Below are 22994 nucleotides of genomic sequence, written 5' to 3'. Positions count from 1 at the left end.
TTTTACTAAAGAGGACGATTTTTTTGTGTACTTTTTATAGTATTTTAAAAAAAGGCTGCCAGAAAGTCAGTTTACACTGACTTTCTGGACAGCCCCTTTTTTTATTACACGAGGTTGTTTAACGCTTCACGGGTTTTCTTCATCTCTTCCACCACGGATGGCGAATTCAATGATTGAAGAAGCCCCTCATAATAATCAGTATATTCTTTTATTCGGAGGTCCATTTCTTTTTGAGCCTCTTCTGACAACAGCGGCTGATAATAGCGGCCAAATACGCCTGCACTCTCTTCTGTAAACCTTGATACCGGTTCTTCGAATAAGGAATACATTAGATCCATTGCCTTTTTCTTGCCGCCCTGCTCAAAAAACTGCTTGGCATTTTTGAACTCTTTATAAACGGATTCCTTGCCTTCCACTTGACCCAGTTCAGTTTCAACAACGAGCGTTTCAAACTGAACCCGCTCTTTTTGCATCTCATACTGCGGCGGATCCCATTGTGCCAGCTTCCTGTCAAGCTCTTCATTCATCTCCGACATCAACCCGATGATCACTCTCTCCACGCGAAGGACAGTAGCTCTCGATTCTTGCTGAAGATCAAATTGAATCGCCTGGTGAAGCTCTTTCCCGCTCTTGGCAAGTGCATTTTTTTGCTCTTTCACCGACCCGGAAATCACAGCCGGATTAAAGGCTTCATTAAAAAATTCGGTAAACCGGAGCATAACCCGCTGCTTGACGTAAAATAACAATTCCTGGATCTCTTTCTCCAGAGCTTCCTGTTTTTGTTCCAATGAATAATCATTGATTTTTTTCTGAAGCCCACTGATCGTTCGCTGCAGTTCTTCCTTCTTTTGCTCTGCATTTTCCTGATTGGCGACTGCTTCTGCAATGAAACGGTCCAATACATTCCTCGCTTGTGACAGTTGCTTCTTGGCGGCTGTCACCATCACATGGGCGAGATCATGATTTAAAAACCCGGTAAATGCGTCCATGAAACGGACATAGCCGGTTTCATTTAAAAAATTATCCTGCTGCTCAGCCAGGTTTCCGTACTTTTTCTTCAGCCGACCAGCTTCCTCAGGAAGCCAAGCAGATGGTTCTTTTTGTCCTAACAGTGAAAAGTAGCTGGACATTGGAAATAATTTAGGCTTTCGGATTCCAAATTGGCGAAGGTTATCGCCCACGTGCCCAACCACATCCTGAAGCTCCTCATCGTCTTTGGCCAGGTCTGAAGCATTGATAACAAAAAACATTTTATCGAGCTCAAAGGTATCTTTTACCCGGCCGAGCTGAATGAGAAATTCACGGTCTGCGGCCGAAAAGGCATGATTATAATACGTGACATACAAAATCGCATCTGATTTTTTTATAAACTCAAAAGCAACATTCGTATGGCGGGCATTGATCGAATCAGCTCCCGGTGTGTCCACAAGGGTTACACCCATCGAAGTTAATGCACAATCATAATAAACGGTGACACTTTCGGTAAAACATGCTTTTTCTTCATCTGCCACAAAGGACTTAAAGTGTTCCACAGAAACGGTTTGCTCTTTACCAAGCAGATCTCTTACCGCATCAAAACCACTGCAGACCGCCTGCAGAAATTGAAGGTGCGGGCGAAGTTCATTGGATCGCTGGGAACGATCAATCGACTCTGAAATGGATACTGCTTCTTCCATTGTACCGGCCTGCTTTCCAAAATGGAAAAGAGACTGATTGATCTCTGCCAACAAATCCGCTTCCTTTTTAAAATAAATCCGTGCAGTGCCATGCAGATGCTCCTCATCCGGGGGAGCTATGCGGTTGATGGTAGCCGTCGTGGGATTTGGAGAAACCGGGAGAAGATCTTCGCCAATCAACGCATTCGCAAACGACGATTTTCCCGCCGAGAAAGCACCGAATAATGACACGGTAAAATCTCTGTTGTTCATTTTTTCGGCAAACTGATTCATGTCCGATGCGCGATTCTTCATCAAATGGAGCTTTGACAGAACAGCTGCGGCATTCTGAAGCTGCTCCGCTTCCTTCAGCAGTTCATTTTCCTCTGTTTTGGCGATCTCTTTGCTGCCAGTTTCAGAAGAATCATCCTCTTCAACGGTTTCTTTTGCTTCCGTATTTTCCGGAATTTCAGCCATGGTAACCGTTTCTATACTCTGAATCAGATCCTGTTCAGCCTCTTCAACGGCACTCTCGGTGTTTAATGGCTCCTTCAGCGAGCTTTTCAGTTCCTCTGATACCTCATTCCATTTCTCGAGGATTTCTTGCTTACCTTTGTGAGCCATAAGGACCTTTTCCAGTGCACCAAGCTCGGAGCGCAATTTCTTAAGCTCATGATCCGATGCTTCTTGTGCTTCATCGGCCAATTGATGCAATTCATCCCGGAAATGAGTCGTATATTGTTTTTTGATTTCAGCTACCACATCATTGCAATACTGCAGCACATAATTGCCGTTTAATGAAGCTCCAGGCTTGATGAGTGCTGCCATGGTCTCTTCACCAATGACAGGTTCATTTTTTACAGAAACGCCATGCGACTGAAAAAAGTCTTTCAAATGCCAGTTGATTTGTGTTTTCACATTTTCCTTTACCGACTCATAAAACGCTTCCAGTCTTGCTTTTCTTTCTGCTTCGGTTTTCTTCCCAGCAAACAAAAGACCTACCTTAAAGCTGTCCTGGCGGCTCTCGATGTAATTCTTGGCCAGATCGCGGGTCTGAAACGGCATGAGAATCGCATTGTCCAGAATATTCTTAAATTCCTTCATAATGCCGGTCTGGCTTTCTTTCTTCCTCTGCTCTTCTGTTTCCATTTCCTCTGAAAGTTTTCCGGCGAGGGCCCTGGCGCTTTCCTCGTCTTGCTGACCTGCCAGCTCAAATGCTTCATGTTGATGTTCTTCATCAAGATCAAGACCATTTTGTACAGTTGTTCTAATCAAGCGCTCAGTCTCTTTGCGGGCATTCTCTTCCACCCATTCATCCTTGGCCAGGTAAAACTTTTGAAAAAGCGTTTTGATTTCACGCAGCTGATTGCCCGGATGTTCTTTTTCCATGATTGTGGTAAAAAAGATATCCTCCGGTTCAATGTCCCAGCTTTTGAAGCCGTTTTTCACTTTTTCAGAAAACGCCGAGAAAGCAAGCTCCTTCTCATTGTGCTTATCAATTTGGTTAACAATCAAATAAACCTTTTTTCCCTGCTCTTTTAACAGGCGTATAAAGGTGAAATTGAGCTGTGAGAGGACATGGTTATAGTCCATAATATAAAAAACCACATCGGCCATGTGAAGCGCAGACTCCGTGGCCACTTTGTGTGCATCATCCGTGGAATCAATCCCAGGCGTATCATAAATGGCGATGCGGTCAGGAAGCAGATCCTGTTCCACATTAATTTCGATGCTTTCGATTTCATTGCCATTTTTTGCCCATTTTTTGATTTTTTCTAGATTAACCGGTGCATCGATATGAATGATCCCTTTATTCCGGACTTTCACACGTGCTGATGGTATTCCGCTTTGAACTTTCACCACATTCGCGCTTGTCGGGACCGGGCTTGAAGGAAGAATGTTTTCACCGATCAGCTCGTTGATCATACTTGATTTACCAGCCGAGAAATGGCCGCAAAAAGCGATGGCAAACTGCTGATTTTTAACTTTGTCATATAACTCCAGCACAGCGCGGGCTTCCTGTTGTGCATCCAGTTCTTTCATCCCGCGGTAGACGGCAGCAAGTGAAGCCGCTGTCGGATTTATTGTTTGGTCTTTGGTTTCGGTCATTCGTGCTCTATTCATTGAACTCTCCATTTATAATAGTCGTTCCTTACACTTTACCATAATTATGTATCTTTCTCTATGCTATTGATGAGAGAATTGTGCATAAAATCACGAAAAAAGGTGATCTGTTTTTTTCTGTAACGAAGACAGGTCCATAATAATTGAGCGAATGCCACAATTGCACGGAATCATCATACAATTGCACGAATTGGGCCGATAACTGCACGCAATCAAAGTTATTTGCACGAAGCAAACAATTCAGACTTCTTACAACCAACCCACTATACGAAGAAAACGCCAAAAGAGTTTGATCACAAAAAGTATGCCATCCACCATTCATCCTGGAAAGAGTCGTTGATCTTCACCTGTCCTTTTTGGACGCCTTCAACCACAAAGCCAGCCTTTTCATATAATTTGATAGCCACCGTGTTTTCTGAAAACACGGTCAGACTGATCTTATAAAGCTCATTCCTTTTTGCCCAGGCAATCGAATAATCCATAACCTCCTTGCCTATACCGAGCCCCTGTCCCTTTGAGTTAATCCATGTCCGAAACATGCCGGTATGACGCTTCATCGCCAATTCCCCTCTCAGGATTCGGGCAATGCCGATTACTTCTCCCTGTTTTTCGATGGCGGTATACATGTTTCCTTTCTCCTGACATTCTTCAATAAAGGCCTTTTCTTCAGCAAGGGTCCGCGGTCTCTCTTTCTGCAAAAACTCACCGGCTTCCACAATTTCTTTTACGGCTTCAATGATTTGGACCGCATCCTGAAAAACAACAGGGCGAAGTGTAATGGATTCATCGTTCTTCGCCGTAAATGTATGAGTGGTATTTTCAATAATCATCGTCATCCCTCCTAACAGGTAGTATGCCAAATAACAGGATCAACAATCACAGGACATAAAAAAGGAGTCCATTCACCGGAACATGAATGGACTCCTTTACTTTTTAGTTATCTTGCTTTTTTATCTTCTCTCATGCGTTTTGAAGCACGGTAGGACATGTCGCGGTTTCCTCCGCCGCCCTGGTGGCGCTGCTTATCGCTGCGGCCTCCCGTTCTTCGCTTGTCGCGTGAATCGCTGCCGCCGCGCTGAGGGCGTTTGCGGTCACCGTAGCGATTGTCACGGCGTCCTTTTTTAACAGCCAATGGCGGTTCAAAGGTTAATTCGATCGGTGTAGTATCCGGCTCTTTTGTGAGCAGTTTTAATGCTGCTGACACAAGAGATACGGAATCATGCTCTTCAAGCATTTCCACGGCTGTTTGTTTATATGATCCGACATCACCGTCTTCAAGAACACTCAGAAGCTTTTCAACAGCCATGCGCTGCTGGCCTTCCATCGCTTCATTCATGGATGGCACCGAACGTTTGACCATCTTGCGTTTTGTGATTTTTTCTATGGTGTAGAGGTGATCAATTTCACGCGGCGTAATAAACGTCACCGCATAACCTGTTTTTCCTGCACGGCCTGTACGTCCAATACGGTGGACATAACTTTCAGGATCTTGAGGAATATCAAAGTTATATACGTGTGAAACTCCGCTGATGTCCAGTCCGCGTGCTGCAACGTCTGTTGCTACAAGCACTTCAATGGTGTTGTTTTTAAATGCACGAAGCACCATATCACGCTTGGATTGTGGAAGGTCACCATGGATTCCTTCGGCTGAATATCCTCTCTTGTTCAGTGCTTCAGATAATTCATCCACACGGCGCTTTGTACGCCCAAACACGATGGCAAGTTCAGGTGATTGAATATCAAGCAGTCGAGTAAGAGCATCGAATTTCTGTTTTTCCTTAACCTCTACATATTCCTGTTCAATGCTTTTAACGGTCATTTCACTTGCTTTCACGCGGATAACCAAGACATCCTTCATGAATCGTTCAGCAAGCTTTTGAATTTGTTTTGGCATAGTCGCCGAGAAAAGCATGGTATGGCGTTCAGTTGGTACGTTCTCAAGGATGGTCTCAATATCCTCGATGAAGCCCATATTCAGCATCTCATCTGCTTCATCAAGAACCACGGTGTGGACATCTTCAAGCTTTAGCGTTTTTCTGTTGATATGGTCGATGACACGACCAGGAGTACCCACAATAATATGAGGACCATTCTTCAACGCCTTGATTTGACGTACAATGGATTGTCCGCCATAGATCGGCAGCGTTTTGATTCCCTTGAACTGGCCAATTTTATTTAATTCTTCTCCAACCTGAACCGCAAGTTCACGAGTAGGAGCAAGAACGATACCCTGAATTTTACGGGCTTTCACGTCGATTTTTTCAATAAGCGGAATACCAAAAGCCGCTGTTTTTCCTGTTCCTGTTTGTGCCTGTCCGATAAGGTCTGTTCCTTTTAGTGCTGTAGGAATCGTATCACGCTGGATTGGTGTCGCTTCCTCAAATCCCATATTATTAATGGATTTTAGCAATTCGGGACTTAAACCTAATTCACTGAATGTTGTCAATGTGTAACTGTCTCCTTTTTCGTCAAAACCATTTCCTTATACTTCCCAAAACATCCTGAAATCATCTTTTACAATCTTAAAAAAACCATAACTTATATTGGTCTTTTTGTTCACAATAAAGATCATTAAACAAAGTAGGCCTTAAAAAAAGGCACATACATAGATATAATATGCCCCTATACAGAAGTATATATAAACAGTTTTGCCGTACAATTTATTATCGAACATAACCTTAACATGCCAGAAGAAATATTGCAACCTTAACATGCTGTCACGTTCCGATAGATCAAGTGGAAAAAGAGAATAATTTCCTGGTTCCATCGCATGCTAATCATTAGTTTATTTCGATGAAACGGGTGACATAATGAATCATAACTGGCTGTCCATTATACCTTTTCTTGTGGTAATTCCCATCGCCATTAAAACGCGGCAGGTGCTGCCCGGTTTATTTATCGGTTTTCTTGTCGGCTGCTATTTGCTTGAGCCATCCCTCATCGGCGGTCTCAAAAAGATGCTTTCTTTTATTATTAAAGGGCTGACCGATCACAGCAACCTGAAGATCCTGCTCTTTTTGTACACGTTTTCTGGACTGGTTGGCATCATTAAGCTGTCAGGCGGGATCCGCGGATTTGTGGAAGCAGCATCCTCAAAAATCAAAACAAAAAAAGGCGCCCTTTTCCTGACGTATGTTTCTACCATCGGCACATTCAGTGCGCCGAGTTTCCGTTTTGTTACCATCGCCCCCATTATGCGGTCCTTGTTAAAAAAGGTAAAAATGTCAACACAGGAACTGGGTTTTGTAATTGAGACAACCGCTACGCCAATCATTGTTTTAATTCCGGTGGCAACTGCGTTTGTCGGCTACATGACCTCTATTGTGGATATGGCACTCGAGAATGAAAACATTCACCAGGATGCTTATTCTTTATTTATCCGCAGCATTCCCTACAATTTTTTTTCCTTTGTGATGATTTTGCTGGGGATTTATTTAAGCTTTTTTCACCATTCCAGCTCAAAGCCAATGAGCAGCAACGAATCCATCGATCAGCCTGATGAGGATTGGCACAACTGTGATCCTGCCGTCTCCAAAGAGCTTCCGGTAAAGCCTTGGAACCTTTTAATTCCGCTCATTATTGCTGTCGTCCTCACATTACTGCTTACCTGGTGGGATGGAAGCAAAAAAGCGGATGGCTTCCTTCAATCCTTTATTAAGGCGGATGTACTGGATGCCATGGTCATTGCCCTTGTGATTACCATCTTGTTTTCCATTATCTTTTATCGCTTTCAAGGTATGAAAACGGGGCCGCTTCTGGAAGGCTTTATCGCTGGAGGCAATGATTTAATGTCGGTCATCGTGCTCCTTACTGTGGTATGGGGGCTTTCATCCGTTACGGACAAGCTTGGTTTTTCTGCATTCATTACCAGCCATGCCGGATGGATTCCGGCGGCTTTTGTGACTCCGGTGCTGTTTATTTTCGGTGGTGCGGTTTCTTATTTTATCGGGTCGGCCTGGGGAACGTGGGGCATTTTAATGCCGCTTGGCATATCCATGTCCGAAGCAGCCGGCATTTCCCTTCCGCTTGTCATCGGCGCTGTTTTTGCAAGCGGCACGTTCGGAGCATTTGCCTCCCCGCTAAGCGATGACACGAACACCATTGCCCGTATCCTTAATATTCCGGTGATAGATTACGCCAAATACAAATTAAAACCCGCTCTGATTGCAGCGGGCATAACGGCGGTATTATACGGAGTCACGATGTTTTTATTTTAATTCCCCCGCTTGCATTGACTCCACTGCATGTTTAACTTCTTGAATTTGCGTTCTGTATCGTTCCTTAGTCCATGAATTATAGGATGGATGGGGAACATTTTCGATGAGGCTCCAGCGTGGGCCTAGTACACCAGCGAGCCTGAATTGCTTTTGCGCAAAACGGCCGCAGGGAACGATCACAAGCGGACGGCTGCTCAGCTGTGACAACCGCTCTCTAAAATCTGTAAGCATAATTTCCTGAAAGGTGTTCCAATCGTCCTGTTTGAAGGCATCTTTGTCATTGGATGTTCGTACCTTTTCAATGACCTTCACAAAATCAGCATGCTCATTCACCCATTCCCCGGACGGAATGGCCGCACTCTGCATCGGGAACGGACAGACATTCATAATGCCGAGACCGTTGTATGGCGGTTGTTCGCTATTCTTTTTCAGCAGCCGTCCAAACGGCAGATTCTCCTGTTCTCCAAACAGCACTTTGCTTACAGAACGACCTGAAGATCCTGCCAATGGTGCCCCATGTTTAATTTCTTCACGATGGGGAGATTCGAGTATGAATAGAATATGTAACTCTGAAGAAAAAAGATCTGAGACTGTAAATTGGTCTTTTGCCTGCAAAAAGATCTTCTGCATGTCCGATAACATGGCCTGATCATCCTTTCTGTCTGTAATAAGAAGTCCACTTATGGACTATACCCCTTTTGCCTGATGAAGAAAAGTCAGCCGTAACACAAAATCCTTTTCATAAAAATCGATCTCGGCTATAGTATCTGGAGAGTGTTAAAGGTGAAAGAAAGTGTTCTTGTCGATGAAGAGAGAGGATGGATGGATGGATATGAAAATTACGATTACACAACCTGCTGCAGCCTGGTACAGTAATGAACTGGAATTAAGCGAGGGTGACCACTTGCGTTTTTATGTGCGCCTTGGGGGCTGCAGTACGGTACAAAGCGGGTTCTCACTCGGTGTGGCAAAGGAAGCGCCTAAAGAAACGGGAGCATCGGTTGAGCAAGACGGTATTACGTTTTACGTGGAACGGGAAGATCTTTGGTACTTTGACGGTCATGATTTGACCATTGATTTTAATAAAGAGAACGAAGATGTAGATTTTTCGTATGAATAATGAAAAAAGGAAGGAACCGCAAGCTAGTGGTTCCTTCCTTTTTTTATCAGCTTCTCAAGCTGGTCCATTTTGTTTTCGCTTTTCAGGATTTCGGACTGTTTGGTTCCCATCAAATCAAAATGGGGATAGCCGTTATGGTGGTCGATCCATTCTTTCTTCAGCCCATACCTTCTTCCCCATTCTTCAAGTTTGGAAAGATCACGGCAGCCGACTTTGGTGACCGTTTTAACGTCAGGAAAACGTGGATCATACCAAAAATGGGTTAGAAACGCGATTTCTCCGTCCTTTACTGCCGCCTTCCAGTTCTGCAGCTCTTCTCTTTGCAACCCGAATGCCATTACAGTTCCTGCTTCTGCTTTTTCTCTTTTTCATACGCGAGATGCCATTCAGGAAAATATTTTTTCATGGACACTGGTCTGAAGCTGTCTTTTTTCACACAAACATGAGTGGAACTGCCTGTGATGCACAGATCACCGTGGCTGTTTCGAATTTCATAGCCATAAATCACCTTCACGCCGGTATATTCCTCCACCCAGGTCTCCACAATGGCTTCCTGGCCATAAGTCAGCGGCTTTTTGTAGTACGCATGAATTTCCGTCACTGGTGAGAGGATGCCATCCTTCTCCATTTGCGCATAACTGAAGCCCAGGTCTCGAATATAAGCGGTTCTTCCCAGCTCAAACCAGACCAGATAATTGGCATGATAAACGACACCCATCTGATCGGTTTCAGCATACCTTACTTCCACTTTTGTCTTTGATCGCAACATCGTTTGCTTTCACCTCGAATTTGAGTGTACCACAGGAAGGAGGACCATAAAAATAAAATGCAAAAACCCCCAGGAATGGGGGTTTGTTTCTCACTTATTGGTTTTTGCGGAAAGACTGTTCATCCTGTATTTCATTTTGAAACGACTGAATGCTTTCTTCTCTTCGCTGGTTTTTTTCACGGATTTGCTGTTTTTGCTGATCCGTCATGTCCGTATTTTGCAGGGAGTCGTTTGCTTCCTGAATGTTTTCTTGTGTGTTTTCAACCATTTGCTGCAGTCTTTCAGCATTATTGCTTCTATCATCTGGTTTCGCCATGATTATCTGTCCTCCTGATATTTGATCCATTATAGTTTGTATCAAACCGGAGAATCTATACGTTATCCAAGCTTTTTCAAGATAATCGGCGAGTTGTGTTCCGTGCTGAGCTCGCATAATGCCTTTAAAGCGCTCCAGCACTCCACGACTTCTTGCTGATCGTGATTTCGCATCGTAATTTCAAGCCAGTTCAATTCTTCAGCCAGACGGATGGACGAGCCGATCCAGATTTTTTTATTTTTTACCGTAATAAAAAAAGGCTCTTCAAAACGAAACGGCAGGTAAAATCCTTCGACGTTTGGATGCATAATAATATGCTGATACACAGTGCCTTTTGTCAGCTTTGCGTATAACAAAAGCACACCGTCACTTTTTGCGGCAGCTTTCTTTAATTTTGTAATAATGGTTTCTGAACCTATCTCAACCGTTCCAATCTCATTTTCCCAATTGAGTTCTTCACGAAAAGGAACAAGATGGCCAAGACGCTGCATTTGCAGCTCGAGTTCGCGGTAAAGCAAATCCTGGTCTTCTTTTTTGGTTGAAACAGGCAGCGGCTTTACTTCAGCAGTAATCAACCCTACCCCTCCTATTTCTCCTCTATATACAATTATTCGCTTTTTGAAGATTTATATGGTGGTAGTAAACATAACAAGCAGAAAATGGGACAAAAAAGCCACTTTGCTCGATAAGCAAAATGGCATGGTATAAATGTTATCCTTTTGGAGGTACATAATCGGGATGCTCGTTGCCTTTATTGGCCATTTGCTTCCCCTTGTTGCCTTTTCCTTCCCGAGGCTGTGTGCCTAGGTGGCTCGGCACGAACGCCTGAGGATGTCTTTTTGGGTTGCTCATTGCTTTAACCTCCTTAAAGGGCTTAAGGCTTGCTGGGATATCAATCCTGCCGGCAAGCTCTTTTCTAGCTTTTCCCGCAAATCAAAAAAGAAACAGGTACTTCCTGTCTCTTTTAGGCTCTTCTTGTATGTCTTTCTTCCAGCTTCTTTTCAATTCTTTCCATTTCATCCTGATTGCTCAATAACTCGCGTTTATTTTCCAACACCAAGTCTTTAAACGAGGCATGTCTGCTTTTTCTCACTCTTACATTCCTTCTTCCTGATTGGTTTGTTATTACTCTTGACAGAATGACGATTTTTTATTCAAATGTTCAGAAAAATAAGCAAAAAAAAAGCCCTCCAAAATGGAGAGCTTCGTTTATTAGCTTTGTGGCTGCTTGTTGGCAATCTTGTTGCGGAGAACCATTGGAAGAATTCCTCCATGGCGATAGTAATCGATCTCCACTTCACTGTCAAAACGGGCAACCACATCAAATTCAGTTTTTGTGCCATCCTCGGATACTGCTGTAACTTTAACGACGTCACGAGGTTTCACATTTTCGTCCACTTGTACAGTGAAAGATTCTTTTCCAGTCAGGCCAAACGTCTCAGCGTTTTCGCCTTCTTTAAACTGCAATGGAAGAACGCCCATCAGTACAAGGTTGCTGCGGTGAATACGCTCGAAGCTTTCAGCAAGAACAGTCTGGATTCCAAGAAGGTTTGTACCTTTTGCTGCCCAGTCACGGGAGCTTCCCATTCCATAGTCTTTGCCGGCAATGACCATCAAGCCAGTATTGTTCTCTTTGTATTTCATCGCTGCATCATAGATGCTCATAACTTCCTCATTCGGCCAGAATGTTGTCCATCCGCCTTCAGTTCCAGGAGCGATCTGGTTACGGATACGGATGTTTGCAAACGTACCGCGCATCATGACTTCATGATTTCCTCGGCGGGAACCGTATGAATTGAATTCACGTGGTTCGACACCATTTTTGATCAAGTATTTTCCTGCAGGAGAATCTTTGGCAATCGCTCCAGCCGGTGAAATATGGTCAGTTGTTACAGAATCCCCGAATTTCGCAATCATGCGAAGGTCTTTAAGCGGCTGAATTTCTTTAAGTTCCGCAGATAGATTTTCGAAGAACGGCGGGTTCTGGATGTAAGTGGAATTGTCATCCCAGCTGTAAAGCTTATCTCCTGTGGTTTTCAATGCGTTCCAGCGTGCATTTTCATCGAATACATCTTCGTACTCCTTTTTGAACACTTCAGGAGTCACAGCCAGTCTCATTGCTTCTTTAATTTCTGCAGAAGAAGGCCAGATGTCTTTGAAGTATACATCATTGCCTTCGCTGTCTTTTCCAAAGGAATCCGTTTGCAGGTCAATATCAACCGTTCCTGCAAGCGCGTAAGCAACAACAAGCGGAGGAGAAGCAAGGTAGTTTGCTTTCACTAACGGGTGAATACGTCCTTCAAAGTTACGGTTACCAGAAAGTACAGAAGTGACAGTCAAGTCATTTTTAGCAATCGCTTGTTCTACTTCAAGTGACAAAGGACCGGAGTTACCGATACAAGTCGTACAGCCGTATCCAACAAGGTTGAAGCCAAGTTGATCAAGATACGACATAAGTCCTGCATTTTCAAGGTAGCCTGTAACAACCTTGGATCCTGGCGCAAGTGAAGTTTTCACATATCCAGGTACCTTTAATCCTTTTTCAACCGCTTTCTTCGCCAAGAGACCAGCACCAACCATTACATAAGGGTTGGAAGTATTGGTACAGCTTGTGATCGCCGCAATCGCAACAGCTCCGGTTTTCATCACGGATTTTTCGCCGTTTGGATGCTTAATGGTTGCTTCTTTATTGATTTCTTTTTCAGTCAGACCAAAGCCTGCATTTCCTTGTGGAGAAACAAGCGCTTTATTGAAGGCTTCTTTCATTTTAGAAAGAGGAATCAAATCTTGCGGACGTTTTGGTCCGGAAAGGTTGGACTCGATTTCAGCAAGATCGATTTCCACCACGTCAGTGAAAATTGGATCTTCAGAAATACCTGCAGTGTAGAACAAGCCGTTCGCTTTGCTGTATTCTTCAACAAGCTTGATTTGATCTTCAGTTCTTCCAGTCAGGCGAAGATAGTTAAGCGCCTCTTCATCAACCGGGAAGAATCCGCAAGTAGCACCATATTCAGGAGCCATGTTGGAGATGGTCGCACGGTCAGCCAAAGGCATTTCCGCAAGTCCAGGACCAAAGAATTCAACAAACTTGCCAACTACTTTTTTCTCACGAAGCACTTGGGTAACTTTAAGCGCAAGGTCAGTAGCTGTTGCGCCGTCAGGAAGTTCACCAACAAGCTTTACACCAATAACTTCAGGCACAGGGAAATAAGACGGCTGTCCGAGCATTCCAGCTTCCGCCTCGATTCCACCAACACCCCATCCAAGTACGCCAAGACCGTTGATCATGGTCGTATGGGAATCAGTTCCTACCAATGAATCAGGGAAGGCTTCAAGTTCTCCGTCAATTTCATGGCTTTGAACCACGGATGCAAGATACTCAAGGTTTACCTGGTGAACGATTCCTGTTGCAGGTGGAACAGCACGGTAGTTGTCAAACGCGGATTGTGCCCAGCTGAGCAGCTTGTAACGTTCTTCGTTTCGTTCAAATTCAAGATTCATGTTTACATTTAAAGAGTCAGCTGTACCAAATTTATCAACTTGGACAGAGTGGTCAACGACAAGGTCAACCGGAATATCAGGATTGATTTGTGCAGGGTCTCCACCCATATCTTTCATGGCTTTTCTTAGGGAAGCCAAGTCAACCACTGCCGGAACACCTGTAAAGTCCTGCAGGATAACGCGGGACGGTTTGAAAGGAACATCGATATTTTTTACGTCTGCAGTTCCCCATTTAGAGAGGTTCTCAATATGTTCTTTCAAAATTACTCGGCCGTCATATTGACGCAAGACAGACTCAAGCAAGATTTTAATGGAATAAGGCAATTTGGAAACTTTGCCCACACCCGCTTCTTCGAGTGCCTTTAGACGATAATAGTTGTAGGTTTTTCCATTGACGCTGAATGATGAACGCGCCTTGAAAACATCATTTTGTTGTTTACTCATTACTCCACTCTCCTCCTTCAAAAAAACCATCATACCCATCATACACTAATTCAGAGAAAAATTGTCGAAAAATTGCTAAATCCCCTGCAAAATTCGGTCTATCTATTCTACAATCATTTCCCTTTCTTATCATACGAAAGTGCTTTCAATAAGTAAAGTACAGAAAAGTTATTAAACAATATAAGTAAATCTTATAAGGTTAAATAATCACCAAACCGTTAGGTCTTCGTATGATATAAAGACTTCAATATGAAAAAGAAAGGAGTGTCGACGGCATGGCGATCTTAAAACATTTGGCCACATTGCTTGCGATTATCGGAGCATTGAACTGGGGATTAATCGGATTATTTGATACTAATGTAGTCAGCGCTATTTTTGGAAGCGGTTCCACGACCGGGCAGGTCATTTATGTCCTCGTAGGTTTGAGCGGAATCTGGCTCCTGATCGACTGGTTCAGGAAAAAATAGTTGAATTACCACTTTTAAAAAAGCACTCCAGAAATAGGGAGTGCTTTTTTTCGTGCTACTGCGCAGACTAACAGACAAGGGGGTGGAATACAAATGTCCAAGCCTAAAGGAAAAGCCAATCATGTCCGTCCGGGCATGAACGCAGCAAAAGCACAAGGCGGCGGTGCTGGTTATGATACAGAGTTCGGCAATGAACAGCTGCAGGCACAGAATGAACCGTTAACCGAAGCCCAAAAGCAAAACAATAAGAAGACGAAAAAACGTCATTAATTCGGGTACTGGTTTATGTAGCCCTGAAGCTGCGCACGGTATTGCTCAAGCTGCTGTCTTTGATGTTCGGAAGACACTTCAAGTGCATTATCGATCTGCTGCAGAGCTTCCTCTGCCTCTTTTCTCAGTTCTTTAACCCTTGTGCCATAGTCCTCAGCATCTGACTGAATCAGCTGATGGGCTTCAACGGCCTGCGAATACCCTTTTTCTGCATCCTGAAACGCTTGTTGCTTGTCTTTATGATACGGCATTGTTGTTCTCCTTTTTGATTGAGATGCCTTTACTATGCCAAAACAAGCGGAAAATTATTCAATTTCGGAGGTCACCTATGACAGAGCACAACCGGTTTAAAGATATTCGAAAAAATGCCCCGAAAGGTGAAAACCCCGGGCAGCCGGAACCGTTAAGCGGTTCAAAGAAAGTGAAAAACCGAAATCATACGCGCCAAAATCACGGCGGAAAAATGTAAGCCAGCCAAAAAGCTGGCTTTTTTTAAAGGGAAAGAAAAGCAGAAAGCAGTGCAGCCTCATCCGCTTCATCTACGGTCCTTGGATCGATGTGGCAACAGTCATTTTTGACGGTGACAATCACTGGTACAGATTGTTCCCTGAGCCTCCTTGAAAGCTCGGGAGCAGAGAAAGCGGGATGAGTTACTTCTATAATATAGGTGGACAGCACAACGTCAGGCATTGTTCCTCCGCCTACCATGGAATGTCCCTTCCTGATATGGCATTCATACACTGATTCGAGCTTCTCTTTAATCCGTTCGGCTTGAACCCTTATTTCTTCTTCTGCCCTAATTATGTCGCGAATAACAGGAATTTCTCTGGCCGCCTCTTCCTGGTGGTAGGAAAGCAGGGTGGCTTCAAGGGCCGCCAATGTCAGTTTGTCGACACGAAGCACCCTTGCCAGCTGATGTTTCTTAAGTTGATTGATCCATTTACTCTTCCCTGCAATGATGCCTGCCTGCGGTCCCCCGATCAGTTTGTCCCCGGAGAACGAAATAAGATCAAGCCCAGCAGCTATACTTCTTTTTATTTCTGGCTCTTCTCCAATTCCGTATCGGGCAAAAGGAAATAATGAACCGCTGCCCAGGTCTTCGTATACGATCAGCTCTGGGTGCTGTTCTTTTAAAGCAAGCAGTTCCTGTGAGAAAACTGTTTTGGTAAATCCTGTAATCTTAAAGTTGCTTGTATGTACTTTCATCAGTATGGCCGTTTCCTCATCGATCGCTGAAGCGTAATCATGAAGGTGTGTCCGGTTAGTTGTTCCCACCTCTTTCAAAATTGCACCGCTTTCTTCCATAATTGAAGAAATGCGAAAGGAACCGCCGATCTCCACCAGTTCTCCCCTCGAAACGATTACTTCTTTTTGTTTGGCCAATGCCGATAAAACCATATATACAGCAGCGGCATTATTGTTGACCACCATCGCCGCCTCACAGCCTGTAATATCGCAAATTTGATTTTCGATAATGTCATGGCGCGATCCGCGTGTTCCTTGTTCGAGGCTGTATTCCAAATTGGTATAAGAAGAGGCAGCCTCAAGCACATGTGCCATTGCAGCCGAACTTAAGCGTGCCCGTCCAAGATTTGTATGTAGGACTACCCCTGTTGCATTAACAACTTTTTTTAAAGTATAAGCCCCATTGATCTCCATCTTTTTACGGACACCAGCACTTACAGCAGCCAAAAACCGTTTCCTCTCCCAACCATCCTTATAACTTCCATTCATCAAGGAAAGGCGCAGGACATCTAATTCTTCTTGCACCCATTTTTTTATAACAGAGGCGGGAATGCCCTTTTCCCCGCCTTCCCAATCGTTCTGTTGCAAAACGGCATGAACAGAAGGCAGTAATCGTAACTCTTCCATAAAGCTTACTTCCTTTCATTTATACATCATTGTAATTTTTCCTCAGGTCATGTGTTTCGCACTTTCGCCCGAAAATGATTATACTAATTGTTAAGGGGGTGCAGCACATGACAAGCCAGGATAAAATTCGATTAACCCAGCTTTCCACAAAAGGCGGCTGAGGCTGCAAAATTGGTCCAGAGGACCTGGCACAAGTTTTGTGTCATTTACCAGAACGAGAACCGGATCCCAACCTGATCGTGGGACTCGAAACATCCGATGATGCCGGGGTTTATAAAGTAAGCGATGAACTTGCTTTGATCCAGACGGTGGACTTCTTTACTCCAATCGTCGATGATCCTTATATGTTTGGCCAAATCGCGGCTGCCAATTCGTTAAGTGATGTATATGCGATGGGCGGCACGCCAAAGACCGTTCTTAATATTGTCGGGTTTCCATTAAAGAAACTTGGACATGACGTATTGGCTCAAATCATGAAAGGCGCTGCCGATAAGGTAAAAGAATCAGGTGCAGCCATCGTCGGGGGACATTCCATTGACGACCAGGAGCCGAAATTCGGACTCTCCGTTACAGGATTTGTCCATCCTGACCGCATTTATAAAAATGTCGGTGCCAAGCCCGGTGATGTGCTTATTTTGACCAAGCCCATTGGCATTGGTATTCAGACGACCGCCATTAAACAGGGACGGTTGAATGACGCACAAATTCAAGAGGTTTCTGAAATCATGGCCAGTCTTAACAAAAAAGCGGCCGAAACCTTGGGTTCTTATCATCCAAATGCCGTGACAGATGTTACAGGATTCGGGCTGCTCGGGCATGCAAGCGAAATGGCCAAAGGCAGTCAGAAGGTTTCAATGAACATCACGTATTCTGCTGTTCCGGTCGTAGAGGGAACAAAAGAGCTCGCTCATGATGGCGTGGTTCCCGGGGGAACCAAAGCAAATCACCGGTGGATAAAAGATGTGATCACCTATCACAGCGATTTGCAGGAAAGTGATCAATGGATCTTATGTGATGCCGTTACATCAGGCGGGCTACTGATCAGCATACCTGCAAAGGAAGCGGATGACTGTCTCGCTGATCTTCACAGAGCCGGCGTGGTTCATGCCGCCAAAATCGGAACGGTATCCGAACGCAGCGAAAAACTGATTCATGTCATTTACTAAAAAAACTCCGTTATTTCGGAGTTTTTTTATTTTTCCACCGTCGTTTCCCCTCATCGCGTACGGTGTACCCCATCCTGTCTAATAGTTCGAGATATGGTATCAAAAACTTTCGTGAAACCCCAAGCACCACTTTGGCGTCTTGAACAGAAAAGGATTCAGGGAATGTGTTCTCCAATACTTCCATTTGTTTATGAACCACAAGGGCATGGATCAGCCTGTCATCATCAAGTTTATAAGCGGCATCCGAGTTGGTCATAAACCGGACAACCTCCTGATAAAGGTCAGATGGAAGCTGCCCTTCCTGGTAAAGCTCCTTAAACGGCTGAGCTTCCAATCCCTGACTGAGCATTGTTTTCTCAAGCTTCTCAAAGCGTTTTTCCCACCCTGCCGGCACATGGGGTGCGAATGAATAATGACGGATAAACTGGTTCTCCTGTACAAGAACCTCCTCGGCAAGCACTTCTTTTAGGCCATACTGCATTAATTCTTCCTTTTCATCCCGGAAGCTGTGAAGCAGTTCCGCTTTGTCCATCCCCTGGCGAAGAGTATGCCCCTGTTGGTATTCTGTTACACGACGGGTCAGCGCTTCTTTTATTTCATTCACTTTTTCAGTGAGCGCATAAACACCCTTTTGAATTTCTGTGATGAAAGAGGTTAATAGTAGCTCTTTTATGGTATCTGAAAAATCATCATTCATGCCGAGTACTGTGTAAAGTTCTTCTTCTGATAAAGCGCCGCTGCGTTTTAGTTCCCTCGCTGCCCACTCCACCGGTGTTCCTTCCTTTTTTTCCTTTAGACGATTGACGGTAGACATGCCAAATCGATATTTCCCTCCCATAGGATCGATGATTTCGCCACCACCTATGGTTTCTTCAGGGGAAGGCCGCCTGAGAATAAACCGATCGCCTTTTCTGGCAACTACCGTTTGCACCAATCTCACCTGGCAATAGATTTCATTCTCTTTTTCCCTGGTTTCATTCCGGTCGAAGAAAACAATTTTCCCCATTACTTCAGACGTTCCTATGTAAAACTTTATGAGCTGGCGCTGCTTCAAATTTTTTGCGTTTTTCGAGAGATTCAGCAGAACGTCCAAACAATCACTTACCGGATACTGACCTGGAGAAACGAGCACATGTCCCCGTTTAAGCTCTTCCCTGCTTACACCCGCCAGGTTCAAGGCTGCTCGCTGGCCGGCACCGGCCGTCTCAACCACTTTATTGTGTACCTGCAGCTGCCGAATCCGCACGTGTTCCTCCCCCGGCTCCAATGCGACCAGGTCACCGGTCGTGACAGATCCTTCAACAATTGTTCCCCGCACCACTGTTCCCTGTCCTTTAACGGTAAAGGCTTGGTCGATAGGCAGCCGGAACGGACCGGAACGGCTTTTTGATGGAACGGTTTTCGCCAGCTGAACCAGCTGATTTTTTAAAGATGCGATTCCCTTCCCGCTCAGGCTGTCGACAAAGTGAATGGGAATCTCCTCGAGAGCCATCCCTTTTGTGAGCCCTTCAATCTCGTCTCTCAGCAATTCCCTCCATTCGGGATCGACTTTATCACTCTTGGTTACGGCACAAACCGTTTGTGTAACACCGAGGAACTGCAAAATTTCAAGGTGCTCAAGAGTTTGCGGCATGATGCCTTCGTCAGCCGCGATGACAAGGATCACCAAGTCAATTCCGGCGACACCGGCAATCATCTGGCGGATAAATCTTTCATGCCCCGGCACATCGATGATGGCGGCGGAAATACTTTCGCTTAACGAAAAAGGGGCGATCCCCGGTTCAATCGTAATGCCTCGTTCTTTTTCCTCTTTCAGCGTATCGGTATCCACCTGGCTGAGTGCTTTCGTCAAAGCGGTTTTTCCGTGATCAATATGGCCGGCAATGCCGATCGTGACATGTTTTGTTGCCAAAGTTCCCGCCTCCCTTTTTGTTTTCATTTGGGTTCATTTTATCATGCCGTACAGTGATCATGTTATCAAAACTATCTATCCTGCCTGCATTGTGCTATACTTAATAAAAGTGAGGTGGCGTTTTGAGCAATTATAAGCCGAAGAAAAGCAACCTGAAATCATTGATCGCGAAGAAAAAAATGAAGATTGAAGTTCTTTCTAAAAGTACGAATATTTCAGTGGATCAATTAAACGATTATCAATCTAAAAAAGTTATGAGCTTGAGCAATGCAATGGCCATCGCAAAAGAACTTGACTGCCAGGTTGAAGATTTATATGACTGGAAAGTAGTAAAAGAGTGAATTCTTCACTCTTTTTTCACGTCAAGAATAATTAATTTTTATAATGAACAAAGGAGAGAGCGAAACTGAAAACAAACCTGTATACCGCGGGAGAATCCGTTAAAATCAAAGCAACCGATGAGATGGTTACAGTATTACGCTGCAAATTTATCAAAAATATGAAACGCTATTCTTATGTGGTAAAAGAAAACCCATCCACTTTTTATTTTGAAGAAGAACTGATCAAAAAATAAAGTTACTATCTCGGGGCCAGAAGCGCAGCTGGTGCTCGCCTGAGTCTTCAAAACTTTTTGGGAGGCGCGTGCCGTCTCCGGTGGGTTCGATTCCCACATGGTCCCGCCAATATAAATGATTAGATCATAAATAAAAAGATAAAAAGAAGACGGCAGCGCCGCCTTCTTTTTTTATTGTCTCTCGTAATCCCCTGCAATCACATCGGCAAATGCTTTCACATATGGCGGCAGGTCCGGCGGACGGCGGCTTGAAACCAAATGACCGTCAACCACTACGGCTTCATCGAGCCACTCCGCACCTGCATTCTCCATATCATCCTTAATTCCAGGTGTGCTTGTTACCTTTTTGCCTTTAAGAATTTTAGCGGAAATCAGCACCCACCCCGCGTGACAAATCTGTCCGATCGGCTTGTGGTGTTCTTCCATGTGCCTCACGATTTCGATCACTTTCGGAAAACGCCTCAGCTTGTCCGGCGCCCAGCCTCCCGGAACGAGCAGCGCATCATAATTTGACGGATCAACGTCATCAAACGAAAGCTGAGCAGTGGCTGGCACTCCGTATTTTCCTTTATATACTTCTCCTGCTTTTTCCCCAGCAAGTTCCACGGAAGCTCCTTCTTCCTGCAAACGCAAAATCGGATACCATAATTCCAGATCTTCAAAGTCATGGTGCACAAAACTTAAAACTCGTTTGTTATTCAACCGCACGCTTAAAAGCACCTCCATAAAAATGATTGCTTGTATGGACAGCGTACCCTTGCTGATGGATAGAAGTCAAGCCGAGGACCTACTATTTCCCAAACACAATACACAGTAGGGGGGTATCGTTCCCTTTCCTCCGGAACAAAACCAATTTTATGCATCAATGTATATTTATTTTATGCAGCGGTGAATATTTATGCATACCGAGTTTTCCCCATGTTTATCCACAGTTTCGGTTATTCACACTTATCCACATCTCACCCTGTATCATTGTTTATAACCTTCTGTACCAACCTGCAAACTGTTATAGTTTGAATTTCTTATCTGTTATAGTCTAAAAACCATGTCGTTTGCTGTCGTTTTGAATTATTTCCCGAGCCCCTCCCCTCTCTACACTCACTGACAGATGGATATTGATTTAATGCACTTTCCCCCTATATAATGAAGAAAGGATACATAATGTGGTTTCTGGCAACCATATCGATCGGGGTGACAAACATGTCTACAGGCTTTTTTTTGTTCATCGCACTTTGGACCGTTTTTTTAATCTCCATGTTTGCGATCGGCGGATATTTTATGTTTCGGAAGTTTTTAAAACGCCTTCCGAAAGAAGACGGCAGGTCCATACTTGATTGGCAGGAGTATTACATCTCCCAAACGAAACACCTATGGACACCAAAACAAAAGGAATTTTTGGAAGAACTCGTCTCACCGGTACCCGAATTGTTTCGGGACGTGGCACGCGAAAAGATAGCGGGGAAAATCGGGGAACTTGCCATGACCGAAAAAGCTTCGGTGATGACTCAGGATTTGATTGTTCGCGGTTACATTATTGCAACTCCCAAACGCGACCACAAATGGCTGGTTAAAAAACTAAACGAAAAGCAGATCGACCTCTCCCCTTATCAAAGCTTACTGGGATAATAAAAAACTCGACCACCAATTGGTGATCGAGTTTTTTATGATTGCAGCACTTTTTTGTAGCCAAAATACATGGCAACCCTCCAGGGGAGGATCATGCCAAACGCCACGATAAAAAACAACCCGCTTGTTTCCGGATAAGAGATCTGATGTCCAAGGTAGGTTTTCATCGCCATACGGACCAAAAACAAAATGATCAAAATCGCGGCAAACGCCTTGGACCGGATCAGGTAGACTTCCCCTCCCCTCTTCTCAAACTTACTCGTTTTGATAAGGAATATGGAAAAAAGACAGCCTACCAGAAAGGCCTCCCCTGCTTCCATCCATGTGACCCGAAACACGGGAACCACAAACATCAGAAAGCCGGTCGACATGAAAAACGGAGGCAGGATAATTTTTTTTAAAGATGCCGGTTTTTTCGTAGCTTTTAAACGAACAAAAATAACAGTTACAGCCATGACAGCTGCCAAAATACTGCTCGCAATGAAGAACAACATTCTTTCCTTCTTTCTTAATCGGATGTATCCCCATCATCCTCTGCGATCGATAAGATAATTGTCATGGTTACGCCAAGGACCGTCAGATAAACGCCAAGATCAAACAGCATGGCTGTGGCAAGCTCAGTATCACCGAGCAGCGGCAGGTGAAAGTGTCCAAATGAATGGCTTAAAAACGGAACGCCAAACACAAACGAGCCCATGCCTGTCAAAAAAGCAATTAAAAGGCCCGCTGCGAGCACAATTCGATAATTCACCGGAATCACACGATTGATCGGCCCGATACCGTATGCCAGATATAAAAGAACAATCGCTCCCGCTCCCATCAATCCTCCAATAAATCCCCCACCCGGCGCGTTATGGCCGGAGAAAAAAGAATTGACCGAAAAAGCAAGAATGATAAACACGATAATATTTGTGGTGGTTTTTAAAATAAGATCGTTACTGCTTCTCTCCAAGCTGTACCT

Annotated in this window: 25 protein-coding genes and 1 tRNA gene; 9 read left to right on the top strand and 17 right to left on the bottom strand. The window is 44.3% G+C overall.

All coding sequences use genetic code 11. The features are described 5' to 3' along the window. Window positions 1-104: 104 nt before the first annotated feature. From QNH15_RS12250 to cshA, 3 genes are all read right to left on the bottom strand, one after another. Complete coding sequence (locus QNH15_RS12250) at window positions 105-3779, bottom strand: dynamin family protein (RefSeq protein WP_283894975.1); 3675 nt, start codon at window positions 3777-3779, stop codon at window positions 105-107. A gap of 293 nt (window positions 3780-4072) precedes the next feature. Next, complete coding sequence (locus QNH15_RS12245; protein ID WP_283894973.1) at window positions 4073-4609, bottom strand: GNAT family N-acetyltransferase; 537 nt, start codon at window positions 4607-4609, stop codon at window positions 4073-4075. A 107-nt stretch (window positions 4610-4716) separates the two neighbouring features. Then, entirely contained in the window at window positions 4717-6225 is a 1509-nt protein-coding gene (gene cshA, locus QNH15_RS12240) for a degradosome RNA helicase CshA (protein WP_283894971.1), read from the bottom strand. A 364-nt stretch (window positions 6226-6589) separates the two neighbouring features. Here cshA and QNH15_RS12235 point away from each other — a divergent pair, with 364 nt between their 5' ends. After that, window positions 6590-7996, top strand: a complete 1407-nt coding sequence (locus QNH15_RS12235) for a Na+/H+ antiporter NhaC family protein (protein WP_283894969.1) — start codon at window positions 6590-6592, stop codon at window positions 7994-7996. Here QNH15_RS12235 and QNH15_RS12230 read toward each other — a convergent pair. Next, the gene (locus QNH15_RS12230; RefSeq protein WP_283894968.1) at window positions 7988-8638 is read right to left on the bottom strand and encodes a uracil-DNA glycosylase family protein; all 651 of its coding nucleotides are present in this window, start codon (window positions 8636-8638) and stop codon (window positions 7988-7990) included. The two genes, QNH15_RS12235 and QNH15_RS12230, sit on opposite strands and share 9 nt — an antisense overlap. Before the next feature lie 190 nt (window positions 8639-8828). Here QNH15_RS12230 and QNH15_RS12225 point away from each other — a divergent pair, with 190 nt between their 5' ends. Then, a complete protein-coding gene (locus tag QNH15_RS12225) occupies window positions 8829-9116 on the top strand; it encodes a HesB/YadR/YfhF family protein (protein WP_283895543.1) in 288 nt (95 codons plus the stop codon). Between the two features lie 23 nt (window positions 9117-9139). Here the strand turns inward: QNH15_RS12225 and QNH15_RS12220 are convergent, their stop codons facing one another. The 7 genes from QNH15_RS12220 to acnA form a co-directional block, all read right to left on the bottom strand. Then, window positions 9140-9454: a hypothetical protein gene (locus tag QNH15_RS12220; protein WP_283894967.1), complete on the bottom strand. Its 315-nt coding sequence runs from the start codon at window positions 9452-9454 to the stop codon at window positions 9140-9142. Further along, complete coding sequence (locus tag QNH15_RS12215; protein WP_283894965.1) at window positions 9454-9885, bottom strand: acyl-CoA thioesterase; 432 nt, start codon at window positions 9883-9885, stop codon at window positions 9454-9456. The genes QNH15_RS12220 and QNH15_RS12215 overlap by 1 nt, the downstream gene beginning before the upstream one ends. A 94-nt stretch (window positions 9886-9979) precedes the next feature. Next, window positions 9980-10201 carry a small acid-soluble spore protein Tlp gene (tlp, locus tag QNH15_RS12210; protein WP_061969803.1) on the bottom strand — a complete coding sequence of 74 codons (222 nt, stop codon included), beginning with the start codon at window positions 10199-10201 and terminating at the stop codon, window positions 9980-9982. Window positions 10202-10263: 62 nt separating this feature from the next. Continuing rightward, window positions 10264-10776, bottom strand: a complete 513-nt coding sequence (locus QNH15_RS12205; RefSeq protein ID WP_061969801.1) for a hypothetical protein — start codon at window positions 10774-10776, stop codon at window positions 10264-10266. Between the two features lie 136 nt (window positions 10777-10912). After that, window positions 10913-11053, bottom strand: coding sequence for an acid-soluble spore protein N (locus tag QNH15_RS12200; RefSeq protein WP_283894963.1), 141 nt, complete (start codon window positions 11051-11053; stop codon window positions 10913-10915). 112 nt (window positions 11054-11165) lie between these two features. Continuing rightward, entirely contained in the window at window positions 11166-11294 is a 129-nt protein-coding gene (locus QNH15_RS12195; protein ID WP_074440478.1) for an FbpB family small basic protein, read from the bottom strand. Between the two features lie 119 nt (window positions 11295-11413). Then, window positions 11414-14146: an aconitate hydratase AcnA gene (gene acnA / locus QNH15_RS12190; RefSeq protein ID WP_283894960.1), complete on the bottom strand. Its 2733-nt coding sequence runs from the start codon at window positions 14144-14146 to the stop codon at window positions 11414-11416. Between the two features lie 275 nt (window positions 14147-14421). Here acnA and QNH15_RS12185 point away from each other — a divergent pair, with 275 nt between their 5' ends. Further along, on the top strand, window positions 14422-14613 hold the full coding sequence (locus tag QNH15_RS12185) for a DUF378 domain-containing protein (RefSeq protein ID WP_129475798.1): 192 nt from the start codon (window positions 14422-14424) through the stop codon (window positions 14611-14613). A gap of 93 nt (window positions 14614-14706) precedes the next feature. Then, the gene (gene sspO, locus QNH15_RS12180; protein ID WP_061969792.1) at window positions 14707-14883 is read left to right on the top strand and encodes a small acid-soluble spore protein SspO; all 177 of its coding nucleotides are present in this window, start codon (window positions 14707-14709) and stop codon (window positions 14881-14883) included. On the opposite strand, the gene QNH15_RS12175 is transcribed toward sspO, so the two are convergent. After that, entirely contained in the window at window positions 14880-15134 is a 255-nt protein-coding gene (locus tag QNH15_RS12175) for a hypothetical protein (RefSeq protein ID WP_061969790.1), read from the bottom strand. The genes sspO and QNH15_RS12175 overlap by 4 nt on opposite strands. Window positions 15135-15211: 77 nt before the next feature. Between QNH15_RS12175 and QNH15_RS12170 the strand changes: the two genes are divergently transcribed. Further along, window positions 15212-15352, top strand: a complete 141-nt coding sequence (locus QNH15_RS12170) for a small acid-soluble spore protein P (protein WP_061969788.1) — start codon at window positions 15212-15214, stop codon at window positions 15350-15352. Between the two features lie 23 nt (window positions 15353-15375). Here QNH15_RS12170 and selA read toward each other — a convergent pair whose 3' ends face one another. After that, a complete protein-coding gene (gene selA / locus QNH15_RS12165; protein WP_283894956.1) occupies window positions 15376-16755 on the bottom strand; it encodes an L-seryl-tRNA(Sec) selenium transferase in 1380 nt (459 codons plus the stop codon). Between the two features lie 107 nt (window positions 16756-16862). Between selA and selD the strand changes: the two genes are divergently transcribed. Continuing rightward, window positions 16863-17921, top strand: coding sequence for a selenide, water dikinase SelD (gene selD, locus QNH15_RS12160; RefSeq protein ID WP_129475802.1), 1059 nt, complete (start codon window positions 16863-16865; stop codon window positions 17919-17921). A 10-nt stretch (window positions 17922-17931) separates the two neighbouring features. Here selD and selB read toward each other — a convergent pair whose 3' ends face one another. Next, on the bottom strand, window positions 17932-19833 hold the full coding sequence (selB, locus tag QNH15_RS12155) for a selenocysteine-specific translation elongation factor (RefSeq protein WP_283894953.1): 1902 nt from the start codon (window positions 19831-19833) through the stop codon (window positions 17932-17934). Window positions 19834-19955: 122 nt separating this feature from the next. Between selB and QNH15_RS12150 the strand changes: the two genes are divergently transcribed. Both QNH15_RS12150 and QNH15_RS12145 read left to right on the top strand, forming a co-directional pair. Then, window positions 19956-20174, top strand: a complete 219-nt coding sequence (locus tag QNH15_RS12150) for a helix-turn-helix domain-containing protein (protein WP_283894952.1) — start codon at window positions 19956-19958, stop codon at window positions 20172-20174. Window positions 20175-20419: 245 nt separating this feature from the next. Next, window positions 20420-20516 (top strand) — tRNA-Sec (locus QNH15_RS12145). 62 nt (window positions 20517-20578) lie between these two features. Here QNH15_RS12145 and QNH15_RS12140 read toward each other — a convergent pair. Beyond that, window positions 20579-21115 carry a type 1 glutamine amidotransferase domain-containing protein gene (locus QNH15_RS12140; RefSeq protein WP_283894951.1) on the bottom strand — a complete coding sequence of 179 codons (537 nt, stop codon included), beginning with the start codon at window positions 21113-21115 and terminating at the stop codon, window positions 20579-20581. A 492-nt stretch (window positions 21116-21607) separates the two neighbouring features. On the opposite strand from QNH15_RS12140, the gene QNH15_RS12135 reads away from it, so the two are divergent. Further along, window positions 21608-22033 carry a DUF2621 domain-containing protein gene (locus QNH15_RS12135; RefSeq protein WP_283894949.1) on the top strand — a complete coding sequence of 142 codons (426 nt, stop codon included), beginning with the start codon at window positions 21608-21610 and terminating at the stop codon, window positions 22031-22033. 35 nt (window positions 22034-22068) lie between these two features. Here QNH15_RS12135 and QNH15_RS12130 read toward each other — a convergent pair whose 3' ends face one another. Beyond that, window positions 22069-22527 carry a CcdC family protein gene (locus QNH15_RS12130; protein ID WP_061969777.1) on the bottom strand — a complete coding sequence of 153 codons (459 nt, stop codon included), beginning with the start codon at window positions 22525-22527 and terminating at the stop codon, window positions 22069-22071. 14 nt (window positions 22528-22541) lie between these two features. Further along, the gene (locus QNH15_RS12125) at window positions 22542-22985 is read right to left on the bottom strand and encodes a Na(+)/H(+) antiporter subunit B (RefSeq protein WP_061969775.1); all 444 of its coding nucleotides are present in this window, start codon (window positions 22983-22985) and stop codon (window positions 22542-22544) included. Window positions 22986-22994 lie beyond the last annotated feature (9 nt).

This window comes from Fictibacillus enclensis (assembly GCF_030123385.1).
In the GTDB taxonomy this organism is placed as follows: domain Bacteria; phylum Bacillota; class Bacilli; order Bacillales; family Fictibacillaceae; genus Fictibacillus_C; species Fictibacillus_C enclensis.
Note: the sequence above shows the minus strand (reverse complement) of the source record. Positions and strands in the feature narration are given on the sequence as shown.

What these genes read in the sequence shown, in the direction of transcription:
- QNH15_RS12245 (WP_283894973.1), bottom strand. Translation starts at nt 4,609, where the DNA reads ATGATTATTGAAAATACCACTCATACATTTACGGCGAAGAACGATGAA.
- QNH15_RS12135 (WP_283894949.1), top strand. Translation starts at nt 21,608, where the DNA reads ATGTCTACAGGCTTTTTTTTGTTCATCGCACTTTGGACCGTTTTTTTA.
- QNH15_RS12130 (WP_061969777.1), bottom strand. Translation starts at nt 22,527, where the DNA reads ATGTTGTTCTTCATTGCGAGCAGTATTTTGGCAGCTGTCATGGCTGTA.
- acnA (WP_283894960.1), bottom strand. Translation starts at nt 14,146, where the DNA reads ATGAGTAAACAACAAAATGATGTTTTCAAGGCGCGTTCATCATTCAGC.
- sspO (WP_061969792.1), top strand. Translation starts at nt 14,707, where the DNA reads ATGTCCAAGCCTAAAGGAAAAGCCAATCATGTCCGTCCGGGCATGAAC.
- QNH15_RS12185 (WP_129475798.1), top strand. Translation starts at nt 14,422, where the DNA reads ATGGCGATCTTAAAACATTTGGCCACATTGCTTGCGATTATCGGAGCA.
- QNH15_RS12215 (WP_283894965.1), bottom strand. Translation starts at nt 9,885, where the DNA reads ATGTTGCGATCAAAGACAAAAGTGGAAGTAAGGTATGCTGAAACCGAT.
- QNH15_RS12220 (WP_283894967.1), bottom strand. Translation starts at nt 9,454, where the DNA reads ATGGCATTCGGGTTGCAAAGAGAAGAGCTGCAGAACTGGAAGGCGGCA.
- QNH15_RS12225 (WP_283895543.1), top strand. Translation starts at nt 8,829, where the DNA reads ATGAAAATTACGATTACACAACCTGCTGCAGCCTGGTACAGTAATGAA.
- selA (WP_283894956.1), bottom strand. Translation starts at nt 16,755, where the DNA reads ATGGAAGAGTTACGATTACTGCCTTCTGTTCATGCCGTTTTGCAACAG.
- tlp (WP_061969803.1), bottom strand. Translation starts at nt 10,201, where the DNA reads ATGGCGAAACCAGATGATAGAAGCAATAATGCTGAAAGACTGCAGCAA.
- QNH15_RS12175 (WP_061969790.1), bottom strand. Translation starts at nt 15,134, where the DNA reads ATGCCGTATCATAAAGACAAGCAACAAGCGTTTCAGGATGCAGAAAAA.
- QNH15_RS12235 (WP_283894969.1), top strand. Translation starts at nt 6,590, where the DNA reads ATGAATCATAACTGGCTGTCCATTATACCTTTTCTTGTGGTAATTCCC.
- QNH15_RS12250 (WP_283894975.1), bottom strand. Translation starts at nt 3,779, where the DNA reads ATGAATAGAGCACGAATGACCGAAACCAAAGACCAAACAATAAATCCG.
- QNH15_RS12170 (WP_061969788.1), top strand. Translation starts at nt 15,212, where the DNA reads ATGACAGAGCACAACCGGTTTAAAGATATTCGAAAAAATGCCCCGAAA.
- QNH15_RS12230 (WP_283894968.1), bottom strand. Translation starts at nt 8,638, where the DNA reads ATGTTATCGGACATGCAGAAGATCTTTTTGCAGGCAAAAGACCAATTT.
- QNH15_RS12200 (WP_283894963.1), bottom strand. Translation starts at nt 11,053, where the DNA reads ATGAGCAACCCAAAAAGACATCCTCAGGCGTTCGTGCCGAGCCACCTA.